Raw genomic sequence first — 23,850 nt, forward strand, 5'->3', positions numbered from 1 at the left:
GGAATCCCCTTTGAATAGTATTGTTCAAAGGGGATTTTTGCTGAGAAAATTTTGCAAGCAAAGATAAAAATGATGTTATCTAGCTGGTAGTAGCATTATTTAATGTCTTTCTTTTGTTCTTTTTTGGCAAGTACTGGTAGAATCACACCTAATCCAATCAGAATAATTGGGGTCAAGATGTTTGTAAGAAGAGAGAATTGCCAAGCAGTTGGATTCTCAGCATAGCTAATTTTTGGAACCATACCAAGGATACAAGCAAAAGCAGTGAAGAGGAAGCACCAAGTGCCGATAACAAAGCCAAGCTTAGGATTATTCACAAACTTGTATTCAGCATTTTTGTATGTTTTCCAAGCACGGTTGAGCATCATATAGGCAAGGAATACCCAAAGATAACGCATCGGCATCACGATAGAATTGAGGTTGGTCATCCATTTTACAAGTCCGTCAATTTCCTGAATACCAAAAATTGGAAGGATGATGATAAGGCTAACGAGGACGCCTGTAAGGAGGTAACCGTTAATGAGGACACCTTTTTCAGTACGTTTACGAAGCCAGCTTGGGATGTAGTTTTCGTCAGCGTTATTGAGTAGGATTTGTAATGGTGCGTCAATAGAGAAGGCAAGTGCTGCGATTTGTCCGACCATGTTTGTAAGAGCATAGATTACGACAAAGAGGTTTCCAACGCCCCAATAATTTCCTAACATTTGGAAGGCTTGATAAGCACCATTACGCATGAGGTCTTCAGGGATATTATTGCCATCAAATAGCATTCCCATGGCAACAGAACCGAGGATAGCAGAGAGACCGACCATGATGGCCATGACAATCATACCTTTTGGAAATTCTTTTGCAGGATTGCGAGTCTGATTCACATAAGGGGAAATTTTTTCACAACCACCAACTGCAAAGACTAGTAGTGAAATCGTTGTAAAATAAGAAAAATCAAAGTTTGGAATGTAGGTGCTTAGTTGATCCATGTGTGGTGTCGCAAACTGAATATCTGGCTTGATGAAAGGCAGACCGACAGCCAAAAGCACGAAGAGTAAAGACATAACCAACATAGCACTTCCTGCCAAGCTACCGATGACTTTTAGAGTTGCCAATCCCTTTGTAGAAAGGTAGAGGAAAAGTCCAAAGATAAGTAAGCAGAGAATAACGATCCAGTGGATGTCGATTTGTTTAAGGAATTGTCCGTTACCTTGCAAGGCCCATCCAAGCGGAATCAGGATCCCTTGTGGTTTTTGTGCGAGGTAAGGAATGTGAACAACCCAGTAAGTCCAAGCAGCAAAGTAGGCGAGACGTTTGGTTGATGTTTTTTCAACCCAGTCACTAACACCACTTCCGCTTTCCTTAAAGGTAGAGCCTAGTTGTCCGACAATGAGGGAATAAGGGATAAAATAGAGTGTGAGGATTAAAACCCAAGATACGACGACAGAAATTCCCTGTTGAGAATAGTTGTTGACGACGTTTCCTAGCCCCCAAACCATGTTGAAGGCAATCAGAGAAACCATCAGCCAATTAAGTTGGTGTTGATCTTTTTTCATAATGTCTCCTTTTCTGATAATTTCAGTATATCATGTTTTTTTGAAAGCGCCTAACAAAATTTGAAATTTACTATAAAAAAAGTAAAACCTAGCTAACAGATCGGAGGAAGGTTTTGTTGGTTGAGAAAAAGGTTATCCACAATTTGTGGAAAAGTCAATACCTACAGATTCGAAATATTTTAATAGTTTTGGTTCGGGAGAAATAGAAGAAATTGAGGAGTAACATCAGATAAAAAACCAGTATAATGCTTGATGTAGCACAGTTTGTTGGCTGTTTTCTATTCTAAATCATAGAGAATGGAATTGGAAAGATATTTTGGAAAATCTTGAAAATATTTTCCGAAGAAAGTTTGAAGGTTATTCACAACTTGTGGATAACTTTGTATGAATAGGAAACCCCTTTGCGCGTGACAAAGGGGCTTAGTTTATTGATGGTTTGGTAGCCAACTGAGAGTAAAGTCAAGGGTTTGAGCATTAAGCAGTTCCTGATGACTGATGGTTTGTTTTTCTTTCCCGTCCAATTGACAGTCTTGTACAAAGTGGAAATGTTCATGGTTTTGATGCGCGTGAATATCCAACCACTGTTTTTTTTCTGCCAGATAGACACGCAGGTGATCAAAGAGTGGAATCCCAAGGTCGTAAGACGCTTTACCTGGACAGGTTGGATAAAGCCCAAGAGCAGACCAGACATACCAAGCAGAGAGGCTCCCGTTATCCTCATCACCTGGATAGGCATCCCAGCCAGCTCGAAAGGCTTTTTGACGGAGAGTTTTGATTAAGAGACTGGTGTACTGAGGATAATTACTGTAACGGAATAGATAAGGGATGTGGAAGCTTGGTTGGTTTGAAATGGCTAGTTGACCAAATGGCGCTGTTGCCATTTCGCTCATCTCATGGATTTCACAGCCATAACCTGTCGTTTCAAAGAGAGGTAAACTTTGGCAAGCTTTTAAGAGATAGTCGCTAAAGGCTTCTTTTCCACCCATTAGTTGGCTCAGCCCAGAAATGTCATGTAAGACACCGAGACTGGCCTGAATAGCTGAGCATTCGGCGTAGTCCCGTCCCCAACTATAAGGAGAAAAGTCAGGACGGAAGTTTCCATCTACATCACGCGCCCTCATGTAGCCTGTTTCAGAGTCAAAGAGGTTCTGATAATTCTTAGCATATTGAGCATAAGTCTGGGCTAGCTCTTCTTGACCTAATCTTGCTGCACAAGTAGAGATGCAAAAATCACTGTAAGCATAGTCCAGTGTGTGGCTGACACTTTCATGGAAGTCTGTGGATAGGTAGCCTAGCTCTTGGTATTGGCTTAGACCGTGTCTTCCGTTGATAGCTTTTGAATCAGCCTTAGTCGCAGTTTCAAGCATAGCTTTGAGAAATTCCTCTTCAAGTTCAGGTGCCATGTCTTTACTAGCACTATCAGCTATCAAACCATCAATCAAGGTGCCAGGCATCATTCCTCTTTCGTCAGGTGCAAGCCACTTAGGGAGGTATCCGGTGTCACGATAGCTATTGAGGAAGCCTTCTAGAAACTGACGATAGCGCTCTGGAATAATCAAGGCAAAGAGTGGGAATGAAGTACGGAAGGTATCCCAAAAGCCATTGTTGGTAAAGAGTAGACCAGGCTTGATAGTTCCTGAAGCTAGATCCATATGGATGTTTTCGCCTTGCTCATTTACCTCATAAAAGGTTTGCGGGAAGAGGAAAAGTCTGTAGAGGCAGTGGTCAAAAAATGTTCGATCTACTGGCCCAGTTTCCACGACATCAAAATGACCTAGAAGATCTTCCCAACTCGCTTTGGCGTTTGTTTGCGTGTCTTCAAAATCTTGTTTAGGAAGATTTAAGAGGGCTTGTTCTTTGGAAATAAAGGAAGTCGCTAGTTGAACCTGAGCTTCCGCTCCAGCCAAATCAATACGCCAGTCCTGTCCCTCTTGCTTGATAGATAAGATTTCTACTGAAAATGTGAGGGCAGTGAACATGACTAGGGGACTCTTATTTGTTTCTGTTAGTCCACTTTGTTCAAGGCTTAGAGTACGTTCATCCACTTGTTTCACTGTTAAATCATCAATCGCGTGCAGATAGAGTGAGAGGTTCTTGCCTTGTGTTTGTCTTAGTTGAATAGAAGCTCCATAGCAAGTAGGACTTAGCTGCGTTTCAATCTGGAAACGCTCTGAAAAAATCTTGAGATAATGGGGATTGAAAATGGCACGCTCCAAGTTATAGGAAGACTGACGATGGAAGAGCGAGTCGCCGCTGATTTCTCCTGTTACTGGTGTCAGCAAGAGCCAAGAATAGTCGCCAATCCAAGGGCTAGGCTGGTGAGTTAGTCGAATACCCTGAAAGATAGGAAGATGGGGATCAAAGAACCAGGATCCTTCTTGATCACTGGTTTGAGGAACATAATAATTCATGCCGAAAGGAACTCCTGTGTAAGGTAGGGTATTTCCTCGTGAAAATGCATGTTTACTAGCTGTTCCAAAACGTGTATCAATGGTTTCAAGTAGAGGTTGCATAGTGATTTCCTTCTGTAGGACTTTTGTATTCAGTATAACACAAAAATAAAGAAAGACATCTAAAAGTTGAAATAGTGTATAAATATATATTTAAAATTTACAAATATGAGCTTTTTTGCTAGAATGAGGGTAAGAAAGGAGATTATTATGAGTAATATTGATGAACACTCTACTAATGAAGAGTTAGTAGAAAAAGAGGAGTTGCAATCTGCAGAATCAGTAGAAGAGGTTGTAAAAGAGGAAGAAACACCAACCTCAGAAACAGCAGAACCTACTGTTGAGAAAGAAGAAGCCTCATCTTCTACGGAAGCGTCTGATCCTGTAGCTGAGGAGCCGGCAAAAGAGGCAGTGGCTACACCTACAGCTACTAAAGGTTTTGATGTAAATGAACTTGTGGAAAAAGCAAAAGATTTATTCCAAAAGAGAAAAATTGCTGTTATCGGTGTTCTTGCAGCAGTTGCTGTACTGATTGTTGCACTTGTTGGTTTCAAGGTATATGATTCTCAACCAAAGAGCTTGCTAGATGTTGTTCAGGTACAATTTTCAGGATACGAAGAATCTGGAACATTGACATACAACAGTGATGAAGTCACAGCTAAACTTCAAGAAATAGCTTATAAAAAAGCTGGATTTAGCTCCAAACAAGCAGCAGGTTTGGCACAAAAAGACCCAGTTACTTTTTCAGAAGTCACTAGAGATCCAAAACTAGCATCAAAATATGGCAAGGCAGATGCTTTGATTAGAAGTGTCCAATTTAGCTTTGATAAAACAAGTGACCTAAAAAATGGAGATGAGGTTACTTTCAGCGTTGTGACCACTTCAAAGAGTGCACCGGTTAAGGCTGAAAAGAAAACCTTCAAAGTTGAAAATCTTAAAGAATATGAAAAAGTTTCAGCTTCTGATTTGTTGACAGAAACACCTGTAACATTCGCTGGACTTAACGGCTATGGTACTGTTTCAATCGCTAAAAATTCTAAGAATGAAACTTACTTCGATTTTGAAAATGGTGAACGTCCAAAGAATTTGAAAAACGGCGATAAAGTTACTTTGAAAGTGAATGATGCTTATATTAATTCTTTGAAATCATCTGGTAAAATGGTAGATTCTAAGACTGTCGAAGTGACTGTCGAAGGACTTAAAGACTTGAAAGATGTGAAGAACTTTGCTGATTTGTTGAAGAAGAATGAAGACTACAGCAAGTCAGAACACAAGAATGATTCATATACTACGTATACTTTAGAGTCACAAGGAAGCTACTTGAAAGTGATTCCTGGCGAAGACAAAAATTCAAGTGCGAAAATCTCCTTAATCACTGTCTACAAAGTAACAAAGACAAGCTCTGGATTTTCAAACTCAACAACTGTCCGCTACAAATACTTCGGCTATGATGCCTTCCTATTGAAGGACGGAAACTTGGATCTTAATACGGCTTCGAAAGTATCTGACAGTTGGGGAACTGAAGATTATGAAGGTTTGAAATCAGAATTGTTGACGAACGGATATAAAGAATTCGATAATAAAAAAGACAATAAGAAAAGTGAATAAAAAGTTGGGCTTGCCCAACTTTTTTTCATAAGTTTGTTTCAAAACGACTTTAGTTTGTGTATATCTTTTGGACCTATTTTTTCTTATACTGAAAATGAATATTTGTTTGAAAGAGGCAAAACAGTTTATGGTTTATTCAAAAGAAATTGTCAGAGAGTGGCTAGATGAGGTAGCGGAGCGTGCTAAAGATCATCCGGAATGGGTGGATGTCTTTGAACGTTGCTACACAGACACTTTAGACAATACAGTTAAAATCTTAGACGACGGCTCAACTTTTGTATTGACTGGAGATATCCCAGCTATGTGGCTTCGTGACTCAACTGCTCAGCTTAGACCTTATCTTCATGTGGCTAAAAGAGACCCTCGTTTGCGTCAGACCATCGCTGGTTTGGTCAAACGCCAGATGACCTTGATCCTCAAGGATCCCTATGCCAACTCTTTCAATATTGAGGAGAACTGGAAAGGGCATCACGAGACCGACCACACCGATTTGAATGGCTGGATTTGGGAGCGCAAGTATGAAGTTGATTCGCTTTGCTACCCTTTGCAATTGGCTTATCTTCTGTGGAAAGAAACTGGTGAGACTAGCCAGTTTGATGAAACTTTTGTCACAGCGACCAAGGAAATCCTTCATCTCTGGACAGTGGAACAAGACCATAACAACTCACCTTATCGCTTCGTTCGTGACACTGATCGCAAGGAAGATACCTTGGTAAATGACGGATTTGGACCTGACTTTGCTGTGACAGGTATGACCTGGTCAGCCTTTCGTCCAAGTGATGATTGCTGTCAGTATAGCTACTTAATTCCGTCGAATATGTTTGCAGTGGTTGTCTTGGGTTATGTCCAAGAAATCTTTGCAGAATTGACTCTAGCCGATAGTGAGAGTATCATTGCAGATGCCAAACGCCTCCAAACTGAGATTCAAGAAGGAATCGAAAATTACGCCTACACTACAAACAGCAAGGGCGAGAAAATCTATGCCTTTGAGGTAGACGGTCTAGGAAATGCTAGCATCATGGATGATCCTAACGTGCCAAGTTTGTTGGCTGCTCCATATATTGGTTACTGTGATGTCAATGATGAAGTGTATCAAGCCACTCGTCGCACTATCCTGAGCCCTGAAAATCCATACTTCTACCAAGGAGAGTACGCAAGTGGACTTGGAAGTTCTCATACCTTCTACCGCTATATCTGGCCGATTGCCCTTTCTATCCAAGGATTGACAACTACTGACAAAGCTGAGAAAAAATTCTTGCTGGACCAACTAGTTGCCTGTGATGGTGGAACGGGTGTCATGCATGAAAGCTTCCACGTAGACGATCCGACTCTCTACTCTCGTGAATGGTTCTCGTGGGCCAACATGATGTTCTGCGAATTAGTCTTGGATTACTTGGATATTCGCTAATACTCTTCGAAAATCAAATTTAAACCACGTCAGCTTCGCCTTGCCGTATATATGTTACTGACTTCGTCAGTTCTATCTACAACCTCAAAGCAGTGCTTTGAGCAACCTGCGGCTAGCTTCCTAGTTTGCTCTTTGATTTTCATTGAGTATAAGGAGCACGCTTTAGCTTCACTGATTCTTGGAAAGAATCACAAATTTACATTTAAAACGTTAACAATAAAAATTTAAATTTAGAATGAGGTTTTACTTCATGGAAAATGTTGTTGTACATATCATCTCTCACAGCCACTGGGATCGTGAGTGGTATCTACCTTTTGAAAGTCACCGTATGCAATTGGTGGAACTTTTTGACAATCTGTTTGATCTTTTTGAAAATGACCCTGAATTCAAGAGCTTCCACTTGGATGGACAAACCATCGTCCTCGATGACTATTTAGAAATTCGTCCTGAAAACCGTGATAAGGTGCAGCGTTATATCGACGAAGGCAAATTGAAGATTGGGCCTTTCTATATCTTGCAGGATGATTACTTGATCTCCAGTGAAGCCAATGTCCGCAATACCTTGATTGGTCAAGCTGAATGTGCAAAATGGGGCAAATCTACGCAGATTGGTTACTTCCCAGATACCTTTGGAAATATGGGACAAGCACCTCAAATCCTTCAAAAATCAGGTATTCACGTAGCAGCCTTTGGACGCGGGGTGAAACCAATCGGATTTGACAACCAAGTCCTCGAAGATGAGCAATTCACTTCTCAATTTTCTGAAATGTACTGGCAAGGTGCAGACGGTAGCCGTGTACTCGGTATTCTCTTTGCTAACTGGTACAGTAACGGGAACGAAATTCCGGTAGATAAAGACGAAGCTTTAGCTTTCTGGAAACAAAAATTGGCAGATGTTCGTGACTATGCCTCCACCAACCAATGGTTGATGATGAACGGCTGTGACCACCAACCAGTTCAACGAAACTTGAGTGAAGCTATTCGTGTGGCAAACGAACTTTTCCCTGACGTGACTTTTATTCATAGCTCCTTTGATGAATACGTTCAAGCTGTCGAAAGTGCACTTCCTGAACACCTATCAACAGTTACAGGTGAATTGACCAGTCAGGAAACGGATGGCTGGTATACCCTTGCCAATACCTCTTCTTCACGTGTTTATCTCAAACAAGCCTTCCAGGAAAATAGTAACTTACTTGAGCAAGTAGTAGAACCATTAACCATCATCACTGGTGGGCATAACCACAAGGATCAATTGACCTATGCTTGGAAAACGCTCTTGCAGAATGCCCCACACGATAGTATCTGTGGTTGTAGTATTGACGAGGTTCACCGTGAAATGGAAACTCGCTTTGCCAAGGTCAACCAAGTTGGGAACTTTGTCAAAACAAACCTTCTCAATGAATGGAAACACAAAATAGCAACTCAGGAAGCGCAAAGTGATCACCTCTTTACAGTCATCAACACTGGATTACATGACAAGGTTGATACTGCCAGTGTTGTGGTAGATGTGGCCACTTGTGATTTCAAGGAATTGCACCCAACAGAAGGCTTCAAGAAAATGGCAGCTTTGACTTTGCCAGATTACCATGTTGAAGACTTGGATGGTCATGTCATTGAAGCCAAGATTGAAGATTTGGGAGCAAGTTTTGGCTACACTTTACCTAAGGATAAATTCCGTCAGCCTTATATTGCTCGTCAAGTACGCGTGACGATTCCAGTTCATCTTGCACCACTTTCTTGGGCAAGTTTCCAATTGGTGGAAGGGGTAGCAGAACACAGCGACGGCATCTTCCAAAATGGAGTCATTGATACACCATTCGTGACTCTTAGTGTAGACGAAGGCATCACAGTCTATGACAAGACTACTAACGAAGCCTACGAAGACTTTATCCAATTCGAGGACCGTGGTGATATCGGGAATGAGTACATTTATTTCCAACCAAAAGGAACTGAGCCAATCTACGCTCAACTGAAAGGCTATGAAGTCTTAGAAAACAACGCTCGCTATGCTAAGGTTTTGCTCAAACATGACTTGACTATTCCAGTTAGCGCAGATGAAAAATTGGATGCTGAACAAAGAGGTATCATCGAGTTCATGAAACGGGATGCAGGTCGTTCAGAAGAGTTGACAACCATTCCTCTTGAAACTGAGATGACTGTCTTTGTAGATAGTCCACAACTTCGCTTCATGACTCGCTTTACAAATACAGCCAAAGACCACCGTATCCGTCTCTTGGTAAAAACTCATAATACTCGCCCAAGCAATGATTCTGAAAGCATCTATGAAGTTGTGACAAGACCAAATAAACCAGCAGCTTCTTGGGAAAATCCTGAAAATCCACAACATCAACAAACCTTTGTCAGCTTGTATGATGATGTTAAAGGAGTGACTGTATCTAACAAAGGATTGAACGAATACGAAATCCTTGGAGACGACACAATAGCTGTGACACTTCTTCGTGCTTCAGGGGAACTCGGTGACTGGGGCTACTTCCCAACACCAGAAGCACAATGCTTGCGCGATATCGAAGTTGAGTTTGCAGTAGAATGCCATCAGGCTCAGGATCGTTTCTCAGCCTTCCGTCGTGCCAAAGCCTTCCAAGTGCCATTTACAGCTCTTCAAGTAGCAAAACAAGAAGGTAGCGTTGCAGCAACAGGTAGTCTCTTCAACCATCCAGCACTTAGCTTGCCACAAGTTTGTCCAACAGCCTTTAAGGTAGCTGAAAATGAAGAAGGCTACGTCCTTCGTTACTACAACATGAGCCAAGAAAATGTTCGTGTGTCTGACAAACAACAAACCATTCTTGACTTATTGGAACGACCATATCCAGTTCATTCAGGACTATTGGCGCCACAAGAAATTCGTACAGAATTGATCAAAAAAGAAGAAATCTAATTTAAAAAAGATAACATAAAAAGAAAGGAGGAGCGAAAAGAGTAAGAACCGACTGCTTTTCTCGCTCCTTTTTACAGGTAAAAGCAATGACCATTGCAACGATTGATATCGGAGGGACTGGGATTAAGTTTGCTAGTCTCACTCCTGATGGAAAAATTTTAGATAAGACCAACACCCCAACTCCAGAAACTCTGGAAGAGTTGCTAGCTTGGTTGGACCAGCGATTGTCAGAACGTGACTACCGTGGGATTGCTATGAGTGTGCCAGGTGCAGTTAATCAAGAAACAGGAGTGATTGAGGGGATTAGCGCCATTCCTTACATCCATGGTTTTTCTTGGTATGAGGCCATTGCTCATCACCAGCTACCTGTCCATCTAGAAAATGATGCCAACTGTGTTGGACTCAGCGAATTACTGGCTCACCCTGAGATTGAAAATGCAGCCTGTGTCGTGATTGGTACAGGGATTGGTGGCGCCATGATTATCAATGGGAAGCTTCACCGTGGACGTCATGGTTTGGGCGGTGAGTTTGGCTATATGACAACTATCGAGCCTGCAGAAAAACTCAACAACTGGTCACTACTAGCTTCTACAGGAAACATGGTTCGTTATGTGATTGAAAAATCAGGTCAGTCTGACTGGGATGGACGCAAGGTATATCAAGAGGCGGCAACCGGCAATACTCTTTGCCAGGAAGCCATTGAGCAGATGAATCGTAATCTAGCTCAAGGACTGCTCAATATCCAGTACCTGATTGATCCAGATGTGATTAGCCTAGGTGGCTCTATCAGTCAAAACCCAGATTTTATCAAAGGCGTGCAAAAAGCAGTAGACACCTTTGTGGAAAGATATGAAGAATATACAATTGCTCCAGTCATTCAAGCTTGCACCTATCATGCAGATGCCAATCTCTACGGTGCCCTTGTCAACTGGTTACAGGAGGAAAACCAATGGTAAGTTTTACAGGACTTAGTTCCAAACAAGCGCAAGCTATCGAAGTATTAAAAAGTCACATTTCTCTATCAGATGTAGAGGTGGCAGTCGCTCAGTCTGACCAAGCTTCTATCTCTATCAAGGGTGAGAAGGGGCAGTATCAACTGACCTACCGTAAACCTCATCAACTCTACCGTGCTTTATCTGTGCTAGCAACAGCTTTAGCAGAAGGGGACAAGGTAGAGATTGAAGAGCAGGCGGCCTATGAAGATTTAGCCTATATGGCGGACTGTTCGCGAAATGCCGTGCTCAATGTCGCATCTGCCAAGCAGATGATTGAAGTCTTAGCTCTGATGGGTTATTCAACCTTTGAGCTCTATATGGAAGACACCTATCAGATTGAGGGGCAACCTTACTTTGGTTATTTCCGTGGAGTGTATTCAGCTGAAGAGTTACAGGAAATTGAAGCATACGCCCAGCAGTTTGACATGACCTTTGTCCCATGCATCCAGACCTTGGCCCACTTGTCAGCCTTTGTCAAATGGGGCGTCAAAGAAGTGCAAGAACTCCGCGATGTAGAGGATATTCTCCTCATCGGTGAAGAAAAAGTCTACGATCTGATTGACGGTATGTTTGCTACTTTGTCTAAACTACAAACACGCAAGGTCAATATCGGGATGGACGAAGCTCACTTGGTTGGTTTGGGACGCTACCTTATCCTAAACGGTGTGGTTGATCGGAGCCTCCTCATGTGTCAACACTTGGAGCGCGTGCTGGATATTGCAGACAAGTATGGTTTCCACTGCCAGATGTGGAGCGATATGTTCTTCAAGCTTATGTCAGCAGATGGCCAGTACGACCGTGATGTGGAAATTCCAGAGGAAACTCGTGTTTACTTAGACCGTCTCAAAGACCGTGTGACCTTGGTTTACTGGGATTATTATCAGGATAGCGAAGAAAAATACAACCGTAACTTTAATAATCACCACAAGATTAGCCAGGATATCGCCTTTGCTGGTGGTGCTTGGAAGTGGATTGGTTTTACGCCTCACAACCACTTCAGCCGTCTCATTGCGGTCGAAGCCAACAAAGCTTGCCGTGCTAATCAGATCAAAGAAGTCATTGTGACTGGCTGGGGGGATAATGGTGGTGAAACAGCCCAGTTCTCGATTCTGCCAAGCTTACAAATCTGGTCGGAACTCAGCTACCGCAATGATTTAGAACGTCTATCTGCCCATTTCAAGACCAATACAGGTCTATCGGTTGAGGACTTCATGCAGCTGGATCTAGCCAACCTATTGCCAGACCTACCAGGTAATATACATGGTATCAACCCCAACCGCTATGTCTTTTATCAGGATGTTCTCTGCCCAATTCTTGACAAGCACATGACACCTGAACAGGACAAGCCACACTTTGCCCAAGCAGCTGAGACTCTTACTGCTATCAAAGAAAAAGCAGGAAACTATGCTTATCTCTTTGAAACTCAGGCACAGTTGAATGCCATTTTAAGTAGCAAAGTGGATGTGGGCCGACGCATTCGTCAAGCCTATCAAAAAGGTGATAAAGAGAGCTTGCAACAAATCGCTCGGGAAGAATTACCAAAACTCAGAAGCCAGATTGAAAACTTCCACAAGCTCTTTAGCCAGCAATGGTTGAAAGAAAACAAGGTCTTTGGCTTGGATACAGTAGATATTCGTATGGGAGGACTCTTGCAACGAATTAAGCGAGCAGAAAGTCGTATTGAGGCTTATCTTGCTGGTCAAATTGACCGCATCGAAGAACTAGAAGTAGACATCTTGCCATTCAATGATTTCTACGGAGACAAGGACTTCGCAGCCACAACGGCTAACCAGTGGCATACTATTGCGACAGCTTCGACTATTTACACAACTTAGAAAAACTCTATTCAGAAAAAAAGTTTCTCGTGAAACATCCTTCTTATATAAAAAAGCTCTCCACATAAAATAATTTGTGGAGTTTTTTCTATAATTTGTAGTTTAAACTGTCCTAAAAATAAGAGTATACTATTTTTGTAAACGTTATCAAGTTTAAAAATGTGAGATTATCAAGTTTTAGAAAAATAAAAAGGGAGGAAATTATGAACAAGTTTTCAAAAACTTTGAGAGATAATTGGATTTTTCTCTTAATGGTTCTACCAGGGACACTTTGGTTGATTTTATTCTTCTACATCCCAGTATTTGGAAATGTGGTTGCCTTCAAAGACTACCATATGACTGGTGAAGGATTCGTCCACAGTATTATGAATAGTAAATGGGTTGGACTAGATAACTTTAAATTCTTGTTTAGTTCGAAAGATGCCTTTGTCATCACTCGAAACACTGTGCTTTACAACCTTGGATTTATCTTTATCGGTTTGGTTGTTTCAGTTGGTATTGCCATTATCCTTAGTGAACTTCGCTCTAAGCAAATGGTTAAAATCTACCAAACATCTATGTTATTCCCTTACTTCCTATCTTGGGTTATCATCAGTTTCTTTACAGATGCTTTCCTAAACATCGATAAAGGGCTTATCAACCACACTTTAGAAGCTCTCGGGATGAAGGGTATCAACTTCTACGCTGATATCAGTATCTGGCCTTACCTCCTCCTCTTCCTAGGTATCTGGAAAGGCTTTGGATATAGTAGTGTGATGTACTACGCAACGATCATGGGTATTGACCCAACTTACTACGAAGCGGCGACAGTGGACGGTGCTAGCAAATGGCAACGTATCCGTAACGTAACCATCCCTCAGTTGACACCGCTTGTGACAGTATTGACTATCCTTGCAGTCGGAAACATTTTCCGCGCAGACTTCGGTCTTTTCTACCAAATCCCTCACAACGCTGGTCAGCTCTATAGTGTAACAAACGTATTGGACGTTTATGTCTTTAACGGATTGACTCAGACAGCAGATATAGGTATGGCATCAGCAGCCGGTCTCTACCAGTCAGTCGTCGGTTTGATTCTCGTTATCCTATCAAACTTACTTGCAAGACGTGTTGATCCTAACTCAGCACTGTTCTAGAAAGGAGGAGCATATGGCAAAAAAAATTCAAAAAGAAAAAATTGATAATGTTGGCATACACTCCTTCAGCAAAAAAGCAGATATCTTCTTTAGTATCATATCTGGTTTGCTGGCCTTCTCTTGTATCTTGCCTTTCATCTTCGTAATCATTATTTCAGTTACAGACGAAAAAAGTATTGTTCAATATGGTTATAGTTTCTTCCCATCGAAGTTTGGTGTAGATGGGTTCCAATTCTTGGCTCAGTTTAAAGACAAAATTTTACAAGCGCTCTTTATTTCAGCCTTTGTGACAGTTGTCGGTACATTGACAAACGTATTCATCACAACAACATACGCTTATGCCATCTCACGTTCAACATTTAAGTATCGCAAATTCTTTACAATCTTTGCTCTTCTTAGTATGTTGTTCAATGCTGGTTTGGTACCAGGCTATATCGTGGTAACTCAGCTACTTCACTTGGGTGATACTATTTGGGCCTTGATTGTTCCGATGCTTCTATCACCATTCAACATCATGTTGATGCGGTCTTTCTTCAAGAAAACCATTCCAGAAGCAATCCTCGAATCGGCTCGTATTGATGGTGCTAGTGAGGCGCGGATCTTCTTCCAAATCTGTTTACCACTCTCTCTTCCAGGGATTGCGACTATCACACTGTTGACAGCACTTGGATTCTGGAACGACTGGTTCAATGCCCTTCTTTACATCAAGAGTGACAACTTGTATCCATTGCAATATTTGCTCATGCAAATTCAAAACAACATGGATTACATTGCTAAGTCAGTTGGGATGTCAGGACAACTTGCAGTTGCCCTACCAAAAGAAACAGGCCGTATGGCCATGGTCGTAGTTGCGACTGTTCCAATTGCGATTCTCTATCCATTCTTCCAACGCTACTTTGTAAAAGGTTTAACCATCGGTGGTGTTAAAGAATAAGAGACACTGAGAAACAAGTTTTCTCTACCCTATCTAACTTTTCTTGTGAAAAGTAGATCACTAAAATTGTTTTAAATTTAAAAATAAAAAAAGGAGTTTTTATCATGAAAAACTGGAAAAAATATGCTTTTACTTCAGCTAGCCTTCTAGCTTTGGCTGCTGGACTTGCAGCTTGTGGTAACCTTAAAGGAAACAACCAAAAAGCTGCTGAATCATCATCATCGTCATCAGGTGATAAGACTGTTATCAAAATGTACCAAATCGGTGACAAACCAGATAACTTGGATGAGTTGCTAGAAAATGCAAACAAAATCATCGGAGAAAAAGTTGGTGCTAAATTGGATATCCAATACCTTGGTTGGGGTGACTACAGCAAGAAAATGTCAGTTATCACTTCATCAGGTGAAAACTATGATATCGCCTTTGCAGATAACTATGTCGTAAACGCTCAAAAAGGTGCTTATGCTGACTTGACAGAATTGTACAAGAAAGAAGGAGCTGACCTTTACAAAGCACTTGACCCAGCTTACATCAAAGGTAACACTGTAAACGGTAAAATCTATGCAGTTCCAGTTGCAGCCAACGTTGCATCTTCACAAAACTTTGCTTTCAACGGCCCACTTCTTGAAAAATACGGAATCGATATCTCAGGTGTAACTTCATACGAAACACTTGAACCAGTATTGAAACAAATCAAAGAAAAAGCTCCAGATGTAATGCCATTCGCTGTTGGTAAAAACTTTATCCCATCAGAAAACTTTGACTACCCAGTTGCAAATGGTCTTCCATTCGTCATCGACCTTGAAGGCGACACTACTAAGATCGTAAACCGTTACGAAGTTCCTCGTTTCGTAGAACACTTGAAGACTCTTCACAAATACTATGAGGCAGGATACATTCCAAAAGACGTAGCAACAAGCGAAACTTCATATGACCTTACTCAAGATACTTGGCTTGTTCGTGAAGAAACAGTAGGACCAGCTGACTACGGTAGCAGCTTGCTTTCTCGTGTTGCTAACAGAGATATCCAAATCAAACCATTTACTAACTTCATCAAGAAAAACCAAACAACTCAAGTTGCAAACTTTGTAATCTCAAACAACTCTAAGAACAAAGAAAAAGCAATGGAAGTGTTGAACCTCTTGAACACTAACCCAGAACTCTTGAACGGACTTGTTTATGGACCAGAAGGCAAGAACTGGGAAAAAGTTGAAGGTAAAGAAAACCGTGTTAAAGTCCTTGATGGATACAAAGGAAACACTCACATGTCAGGATGGAACACTGGTAACAACTGGATCCTTTACATCAACGAAAACGTTACAGATGAACAAATTGCACAATCTAAGAAAGATTTGGAAACTGCAAAAGAATCTCCAGCGCTTGGATTCATCTTCAATACTGACAACGTGAAATCTGAAATCTCAGCTATCACTAACACTATGCAACAATTCGATACAGCTATCAACACTGGTACTGTAGACCCAGAAAAAGCTATTCCAGAATTGATGGAAAAACTTAAATCTGAAGGTGCTTACCAAAAAGTATTGGATGAAATGCAAAAACAATACGATGAATTCTTGAAAAACAAAAAATCTTAAGATAGATTGATTTCGTGTATTCATTCCTAAAAATTGCAATCACTATCTTGTCTGAGTATTTCCAGATGGGGTAGTGATTCTTTTTGTATTTGGTGCGAAAATGCTAAAGAGAGCGACTAGAAAAGCTTTTTAAATACAATATGATAGTATATGAATAGGGCTTAATTGAGCTAATATCCCTATTAGTTTAATTAAGTAGATTTTTAAATAAATCTAGCTTATAATAATAGTGTAAAACAATGAAAGCGCTTAACTTTGTGAAAATTACTTTATTTACTTGGTGATTTCTAGATTGGCTATCTAGGCTGAGTAAATGACAATCGACAATTTTTATCAATAATTCCCTTTGGGGATAAGAATTTTACATGAGGTTATTCATATGAAAAAAACACCCAATCGTTGGTTAATTTTGGCAGCAGCCATTTTAACGAATCTCTCTCTAGGTGCTGGTTACGCCTGGTCAGTCTTTCAAAAGGCACTGCTAGAAACCAATGCTAGTCAAGGATGGGTTCAAGCCCAAACTTCTTTGGCCTTTAGTATTTCTTTTGCAATGGTACCTGTTGGTATGATTATTTTTGGTCCTAAAGTCGATTCAGTAGGACCTAAGAAATTTGTATTCCTAGGTGGTATTCTCTTCGGTGCTGGTATGTTCGCTACTGGATTTGCTACCACTCTTCCAGTCCTTTATCTCACTTACGGGGTTGTCCTAGGACTTGGTATTGGTTCAGCTTATGGAGCATCTACTTCAGTTGCCACTAAGTGGTTCCCAGATAAAAAAGGTCTAGCTGGTGGTTTGACAGCAGCAGGTTTCGGGTTGGGTCCCCTTATTATCGGTCCAGTTGCCAAATCTTTGATTGCTTCTATGGGTGTTTACTCAACATTCAAAGTATTAGGTATCATTCTTCTAATTGTTATTTGTACTTCTTCATTGGTTATGGAGAAAGCTCCTGTGGCTGCACCGGCAGCTGGAGCATCTCAACCAGAAGGTAAAACTTACAAAGAAATGCTTCGTGACGGAAATTACTGGCTTCTATGGTTGATTTACGTTCTTGGTGCTACTGGTGGAATGATGATCATCGGTACTGCAGCATCAATTTCTGACCAGTATCAACTTGTAGGAGAAGCTACACTCTTCGTTATGTTAGTATCTATCGCTAATACATTTGGACGTATCTTCTGGGGTTCAGTATCTGATAAGATCGGTCGCTACCCTACAGTTATCGCTATGTTTGGAGCAATTGCTGTTGGATTATTGCTTACAGCCTTGTTCAAAGGCCCAGGAAGCATCTTGGCTATCCTTGGAGTTATGATGGTTGCCTTGTCATTCGGTGGATTCCTAGGTTCATTCCCAGGTATCACTGCTGAAAACTGGGGAGTAACTTATGTAGGAACAAACTACGGTTGGATGTTTACTGCATACGGTGTGGCTGCGATTGCTGGTCCACAGCTTGGTGCACGTCTTGCACAAGCAAACCAAGGAGACTACACAATGGCCTTCTTCATCGTTATCGGTATGGCTATCGTTGGTATTCTTCTCCAACTCTTCTACATGTCTAAAGCTAAAAAAGCATAAACATTAATCCTTGGAATTTTCCAAGGATTTTTTTATGATTTTGAATTAGATGTAGGATTGCAAATCAAAACTAGCTCCTGCCAGAGGAGGTTAATTTTCAGTCAAATAAATTGCAATCGCTTTTCTTTATCGGTATACTAGTATAGTTAGATGAAAAATTCTGAAAATTTAAGAATAGAAAAGAGATCAAATCTTATGGCAAAAGATATTCGTGTCTTACTTTACTACCTCTATACTCCAATTGAGAATGCGAAACAATTCGCTGCAGATCATTTGGCCTTCTGTAAATCTATCGGTCTAAAAGGTCGTATCCTTGTGGCTGATGAGGGTATTAACGGAACAGTTTCAGGTGACTACGAAACAACACAAAAATATATGGACTATGTTCACAGTCTCCCAGGAATGGAGAATTTATGGTTCAAGATTGATGAAGAAAACGAGCAAGCCTTCAAGAAGATGTTTGTTCGCTACAAAAAAGAAATTGTTCACCTTGGTCTTGAAGACAATGACTTTGACAATGACATTAATCCATTAGAAACAACTGGTGCTTACCTATCTCCAAAAGAGTTCAAGGAAGCTTTACTTGATGAAGATACCGTTGTCTTAGATACACGTAATGACTATGAATATGATTTAGGTCATTTCCGAGGAGCAATTCGTCCAGAAATCCGTAACTTCCGCGAGTTACCACAGTGGGTTCGTGATAACAAGGAAAAATTCATGGATAAACGTGTCGTGGTTTACTGTACAGGTGGAGTACGTTGTGAAAAATTCTCTGGTTGGATGGTTCGTGAGGGTTATAAAGATGTTGGTCAATTGCACGGAGGTATTGCAACATACGGTAAAGACCCAGAAGTTCAAGGTGAGCTTTGGGATGGTAAAATGTATGTCTTTGATGAGCGTATTGCAGTCGATGTCAATCATGTCAATCCAACCATCGTCGGAAAAGATTGGTTTGATGGCACACCGTGCGAACGCTATGTAAACTGTGGTAATCCTTTCTGTAACCGTCGTATCTTGACATCTGAAGAGAATGAAGACAAGTACCTCCGCGGGTGCTCACACGAGTGTCGTGTTCATCCACGCAATCGCTATGTTTTAGAGCATGAATTGACGCAAGACCAAGTCATTGAGCGTTTAGCAGCGATTGGTGAGAACCTAGATCATTCTGAAGTTATATAATAGGTATTAACAGCCTTTCAGGGCTGTTTTTCTATGCTTTTGACCAAAAAATCTTAAATTTGTTTCTGCATCTTTCAGGAAAATGGTGTATACTAGATGTAAACGATTTCAAAGGAGACCATTTATGGTGAAAACATTTTTTATTCCAAATAAACAAAGTATTCTAGGGCAACAGGAGATTCTTACAGCTAAGTCAGTCTTAGCTTTAGTAGAAGGCCTAGAGTCCCATAGTTATGATGCTGTCTATCTCCGTCAACCTCTTAATCGCCTCGAGTATATCGAGTGTGGAATCGTGGGCAGATCTCAGTTTCTCTTTAAAGTTCGCTACCTAGACTCTCAAAAAGGCTATCAAGTAATCATTCCTGACTTGATTACAAGATCTGATTGGGAGATTGTAGAAGCTCTCTTGCAAGCCTTATCAAGTAAGGTCGGTGAAGTAGTTGAAGGATTGGCAGACTTTGATTTGGAAAATTATTTCCACGATACTGTTAAAAACTATTTGGCGGATAAGGATGCTCGTTTGGGCTTCTGCCAAGGAATTCTATCACCTGTTTACTTTGACAAGAAGGATTTAGAAAGCTTCTTAAAAGAAGATGGTTTGGCACGTTTTGAAGCATTAGTCAAAAAGGTTCAAGGGTCGGATGCATATCCTGCAAGCGCCAGATTCTATCCAGATAGCGAGGGTAAGATTCATGGTATCTACCACCTGGCTCAGGGAGTAAAAACAATCTTACCAAAGGAACCTGTGATTCCAGCACCTTACGTTGAACAGTTGGTAGGCAAGGAACTTGTCTGGGAGATTGACCTGGTGAAAATCTCTGGAAATGGTTCTAAACCAGAAGACTATGAAGCAGTAGCTAGGCTTGATTATCAAAACTTCTTAGGAGCTTTGCCAGAAGAACTCTATCAGAATCTAGATGCCAATCAAGTAGAAGTAGGACCTGTTTCAGGAGAGGCATTTGAAACACTGGTAAATGTAAAATAAAGGAATTCTAAAGGAAGATGTATTGAGTGTATTTCTTTTGGTTAAATTGAACTGGGACTTTGAAAAATATAGGAAACACAGAGGAAGTTTGACAAAAAGTGAAAAAATGTCTAAAATATAGGAAAACATAAAGAGGAGATTATTATGTCAAACTTTACAGACTCATTCTTGTCAGCAAATACTGCTAACTTTCCGTCAGAGCAACTTCCATCACTTCGTGAACGCTTGAACCAACTAGACGATTCACAAGCAAACCAAGTGATTGCTGCTACAGATGTTAAAAACCCTACAACAGCGTTGATTCTTTCAATCTTCCTAGGTGCATTAGGGGTTGACCGTTTCTACATTGGTCATACTGGTCTAGGAATTGGTAAGCTCTTGGCTACATTGCTATTGCCTATCATTACACTCGGATTCTCACTTTTCTTTACATGGATTTGGGTTGTTGTTGACTGGTTCCTTATCATGAACGCTACAAAAGCAGCAAACTTTGAAGCTATCAACACAGCACTTGCTACAATGACAGCTACTCCAGAAACTGTAGAAGTCATTGCAGAACCAGCAGAAGTTGTTGAAGAACAAGTAGAAACTACTGAAGAATAAGTAAATATATCTTTTGCATATAAGAATCCTGTCAAAGATTGACAGGGTTTTTTGTTTACAGAAGCCAAAGAATAAATGTGACACGAGTGAAAGGAAGTATGATAGAGACAGTAAAAACCGGCCGAAACAGGCGGTAAACCTAGAGAAAATTTGACAAAAGGGGAAAAAATCTCTAGAATAGAAGAAAACATAAAGAGGAGATTATTATGTCAAACTTTACAGATTCATTCTTGTCAGCAAACACTGGGAGCTTCCCATCGGAGCAACTTCCATCACTTCGTGAACGCTTGAGCCAACTAGATGACTCACAAGCCAACCAAGTGATCGCTGCTGCAAACGTTAAAAACCCTACAACAGCTTTGATTCTTTCTATCTTCTTAGGTGGATTTGGGGTTGACCGTTTCTATATTGGTAATACTGGCCTAGGAATTGGTAAGCTATTGACTACTGTGTTATTGGCTGTTATTACACTCGGGCTCTCACTTTCGGTTACATGGATTTGGGTTGTTGTCGATTGGTTCCTTATCATCAATGCGACTAAGAAAGCAAACTTGGTGGCTATCAATAACGCCCTTGCTACAATGACAGTGCCTTCAGCTACCACAGAAGCAAACGAAGGATAAGTAGATTAACGTTTAAAGATAAGTAGTGTTATAAAACACGGGAAAGCATCCCGCTCACTACTTATCTTTTTTTGACAGTAAATAAAGCAAATGATTAAAGAAACTAGATTATTAGTATACTTGACAAGTATTGTATTCAATACAGAAATAATGCGATACGGAAGTGTAGTTTTTGAAGATAAAGTTGTAAAAAAACTTGCCTCGATTGATGAGAATGCTTCGTGGGTAAATGGCTTACAAGCCGTTGCTTATGAAGTGAAAGGCGAGGATACTATCTACATGGTTGTCAGAGGGGCTGATGTAGGGATTGGGAAAAAACTCTTTCGTAAGACGGGAGCTGATGCTCGTTTCATCCCCAAGGTGAATGACGAAGATAGTTTCAAAACGATTTTTCAAGACTGGATTTATAGCTCGACTCTAGGTAGTATGGGCTTGGTCCACTTGTATCAGTATGATAGTCTTCAAACGTTTTATCATTCCTTGAGAAAGAAGTATCCCCACAAACGCTTTGTAGTTTCCGGTGTATCTTTGGGAGGATTGCTGGCTCAACGTTTATACATCTTTGAGGATGGGATAGAGAGATGTCTAACATTTTCTGCGACTTCCCCTTGGTGGACTTTTAATCGGCGCAGTCAAGAAATTTTGAAAGAGTCTCATTTTTTAAAGAGTGATGACAACTTGATAAACTTCTATTCCAATCACGATCCCTTCCGCTTTTTACCTTTATTTAAAAGACATCTGGGTCAACAAAAGAATGTACTTTTACAACCTTTCCAATCTCGCTCGAACTTTTTTGCGACAGTGATTGAAAGAATCTACTGGGCACATATCCCCAATTATTATACCTACACAGATACAGGCAGCGTAAGGCAGAGACAAGATCATTCTAAAATACAGAAATGGAACAACTGGTTAAACAGTAGGGCGAGTTATTCAAACTTGATAAACATTAGCGTAGTGGCAATAAGTATCATATTGGCCCTTGTTTTAGCCCTTGTTTTCCCGCTTTTGAACACTTACGACATTCTATCTCCAATTTATAGTCTGGAATCATCATTTGGAATTTTCTTTTCACTTGCTAGTGGTTTCTTGTTTTTGTGCTTTTTTATTCCAACCTTAGTTGTAAAAACCAATTGGAAGTATCTGATGTTTTTGATGAATCTAGTAATCATATGGTTCTCTCCATTTTGGGTATTGTTACTTGCGTTAAGTATTATTTTTGAATCCATTTCGAATAAGGAAGAGAACAGTAATAAAAGAATAGGGAGAGTAGAATGAGGAACATCATTGATTATGCTCAGGGGTTGAAAACATACTCATTTGACCAAGTCTTTTTTAAAGATTTAGATGTCCTTGCATTGACAGAAGTAGCCTATTTACCTTTTGAGCAGATCATTACTGAAGGTGAAATAACATTAGAAAAATTAGCGCAGTATTATACGACGCTTAATGGTGAAAAAGGGGAAATTTTATCAGTTATTACTACACCTAGAATTGATTTGCTTAGAATTTTAGGACGTAGTGCTCGGTATGGCACTATTGAAGCTTTTGATTTTATTAATAAAATCGATTCAAATATTGAGCGTCAATTTTCAGCCATAACCTATCGTCTAGGAGAAGAAAAATATTTGGTTGTTTTTCGAGGTACAGATGAGAATCTGATTGGTTGGAAAGAAGACTTCCACATGACCTTTATGCACGAGGTTCCAGCTCAACAGTCTGCCCATCAATACTTAGAAAAGCGGATGACGGAGTACCCAGGAGAGTATATTGTATCTGGTCACTCTAAAGGTGGAAATCTTGCAATTTATGCCAGTTCAAAGTTAGACGAAGAAAAGCAGAATTCGGTTTCAGAAATTTATGCCTTTGATGCTCCAGGTCTTCATGAGTCCCTTTTGGAGTCAGAAGGATTTCTCCGAATAAAAGATAGAATTGCCTCCTACATTCCTCAAGACTCAATGGTGAGCGTCTTATTGGAGCCACCGGTGAATGCCAAAGTAGTCAAGAGTAACGCCATTTTGCTTCTTCAACACGATACGTTCTCTTGGGAGGTGGGGCAAATAGACTTTGTCCAGATTGAAAATCAATCTCAGTTAAGTATTCATGCCGACAAGGTTATTTCGAGCTGGTTAGATACCATGAGTAACAATGAAAAGCAAGAGTTTTCAGATGTTATCTTTGATGTCTTTTTGGAATCAGGTATTAATAAATTCGCAGACATAACAGTTGATACTCCGAAGAAGATTATCAACATTGTTAATAATATGACTCGTCTAACATCTGAACAAAAGAAGATGACCATACAAGTTTTCTTCAAACTATTCAATGCTCAATTTGATGTTTTTAAGAGTTATCTTCCAAAGCCCATTCAGAAGGTCGAAGGTAAAGTGGAACATTTTGCCAAAAGTGCATTTTCAAATATCACAGGAGTTTTCAAAAGGTCTAAACGAAAAGGTAAATAGATTTTCTCGAAACTACAAGAT

17 protein-coding genes are annotated in these 23,850 nt (G+C 40.4%); 15 read left to right on the forward strand and 2 right to left on the reverse strand.

The annotated features are described in order from the left end of the window. Positions 1–95: 95 nt before the first annotated feature. Both GOM46_RS00265 and GOM46_RS00270 read right to left on the reverse strand, forming a co-directional pair. A complete protein-coding gene (locus GOM46_RS00265) occupies positions 96–1,544 on the reverse strand; it encodes an APC family permease (RefSeq protein ID WP_235083617.1) in 1,449 nt (482 codons plus the stop codon). A gap of 425 nt (positions 1,545–1,969) precedes the next feature. Further along, positions 1,970–4,057 (reverse strand): GH92 family glycosyl hydrolase, encoded by a 2,088-nt coding sequence (locus tag GOM46_RS00270; RefSeq protein ID WP_235083618.1) that lies wholly within the window; start codon positions 4,055–4,057, stop codon positions 1,970–1,972. Between the two features lie 147 nt (positions 4,058–4,204). On the opposite strand from GOM46_RS00270, the gene GOM46_RS00275 reads away from it, so the two are divergent. The 15 genes from GOM46_RS00275 to GOM46_RS00345 all read left to right on the forward strand — a co-directional run bounded on the left by GOM46_RS00275 (position 4,205) and on the right by GOM46_RS00345 (position 23,829). Continuing rightward, the gene (locus GOM46_RS00275) at positions 4,205–5,602 is read left to right on the forward strand and encodes a hypothetical protein (RefSeq protein ID WP_235083619.1); all 1,398 of its coding nucleotides are present in this window, start codon (positions 4,205–4,207) and stop codon (positions 5,600–5,602) included. A gap of 127 nt (positions 5,603–5,729) precedes the next feature. Beyond that, the gene (locus tag GOM46_RS00280; protein WP_235083620.1) at positions 5,730–7,010 is read left to right on the forward strand and encodes a glycoside hydrolase family 125 protein; all 1,281 of its coding nucleotides are present in this window, start codon (positions 5,730–5,732) and stop codon (positions 7,008–7,010) included. Between the two features lie 250 nt (positions 7,011–7,260). Further along, on the forward strand, positions 7,261–9,906 hold the full coding sequence (locus tag GOM46_RS00285) for an alpha-mannosidase (protein WP_235083621.1): 2,646 nt from the start codon (positions 7,261–7,263) through the stop codon (positions 9,904–9,906). An 86-nt stretch (positions 9,907–9,992) separates the two neighbouring features. Continuing rightward, complete coding sequence (locus GOM46_RS00290; protein ID WP_235083622.1) at positions 9,993–10,862, forward strand: ROK family protein; 870 nt, start codon at positions 9,993–9,995, stop codon at positions 10,860–10,862. After that, positions 10,856–12,736: a beta-N-acetylhexosaminidase gene (locus tag GOM46_RS00295; RefSeq protein ID WP_235083623.1), complete on the forward strand. Its 1,881-nt coding sequence runs from the start codon at positions 10,856–10,858 to the stop codon at positions 12,734–12,736. The genes GOM46_RS00290 and GOM46_RS00295 overlap by 7 nt, the downstream gene beginning before the upstream one ends. A gap of 203 nt (positions 12,737–12,939) precedes the next feature. Continuing rightward, a complete protein-coding gene (locus GOM46_RS00300; protein WP_235083624.1) occupies positions 12,940–13,869 on the forward strand; it encodes an ABC transporter permease in 930 nt (309 codons plus the stop codon). 13 nt (positions 13,870–13,882) lie between these two features. Further along, positions 13,883–14,803 (forward strand): carbohydrate ABC transporter permease, encoded by a 921-nt coding sequence (locus GOM46_RS00305; protein ID WP_025170531.1) that lies wholly within the window; start codon positions 13,883–13,885, stop codon positions 14,801–14,803. Positions 14,804–14,907: 104 nt separating this feature from the next. Beyond that, positions 14,908–16,401 carry an ABC transporter substrate-binding protein gene (locus GOM46_RS00310; protein ID WP_235083625.1) on the forward strand — a complete coding sequence of 498 codons (1,494 nt, stop codon included), beginning with the start codon at positions 14,908–14,910 and terminating at the stop codon, positions 16,399–16,401. 379 nt (positions 16,402–16,780) lie between these two features. Further along, entirely contained in the window at positions 16,781–17,974 is a 1,194-nt protein-coding gene (locus tag GOM46_RS00315; protein WP_006151067.1) for an OFA family MFS transporter, read from the forward strand. A gap of 195 nt (positions 17,975–18,169) precedes the next feature. Beyond that, a complete protein-coding gene (locus GOM46_RS00320) occupies positions 18,170–19,156 on the forward strand; it encodes a rhodanese-related sulfurtransferase (protein ID WP_235083626.1) in 987 nt (328 codons plus the stop codon). A 124-nt stretch (positions 19,157–19,280) separates the two neighbouring features. Further along, the gene (locus GOM46_RS00325) at positions 19,281–20,141 is read left to right on the forward strand and encodes a DUF4299 family protein (protein ID WP_235083627.1); all 861 of its coding nucleotides are present in this window, start codon (positions 19,281–19,283) and stop codon (positions 20,139–20,141) included. 144 nt (positions 20,142–20,285) lie between these two features. Continuing rightward, a complete protein-coding gene (locus GOM46_RS00330) occupies positions 20,286–20,744 on the forward strand; it encodes a TM2 domain-containing protein (RefSeq protein ID WP_235083628.1) in 459 nt (152 codons plus the stop codon). Positions 20,745–20,950: 206 nt separating this feature from the next. After that, positions 20,951–21,367 (forward strand): TM2 domain-containing protein, encoded by a 417-nt coding sequence (locus GOM46_RS00335; protein ID WP_235083629.1) that lies wholly within the window; start codon positions 20,951–20,953, stop codon positions 21,365–21,367. Positions 21,368–21,457: 90 nt separating this feature from the next. After that, positions 21,458–22,645 (forward strand): hypothetical protein, encoded by a 1,188-nt coding sequence (locus GOM46_RS00340; protein WP_235083630.1) that lies wholly within the window; start codon positions 21,458–21,460, stop codon positions 22,643–22,645. Next, entirely contained in the window at positions 22,642–23,829 is a 1,188-nt protein-coding gene (locus GOM46_RS00345) for an Mbeg1-like protein (RefSeq protein ID WP_235083631.1), read from the forward strand. The genes GOM46_RS00340 and GOM46_RS00345 overlap by 4 nt, the downstream gene beginning before the upstream one ends. Positions 23,830–23,850: the final 21 nt, after the last annotated feature.

Origin of the sequence: Streptococcus infantis (genome assembly GCF_021497965.1) — a bacterium.
Lineage (GTDB): Bacteria > Bacillota > Bacilli > Lactobacillales > Streptococcaceae > Streptococcus > Streptococcus infantis_B.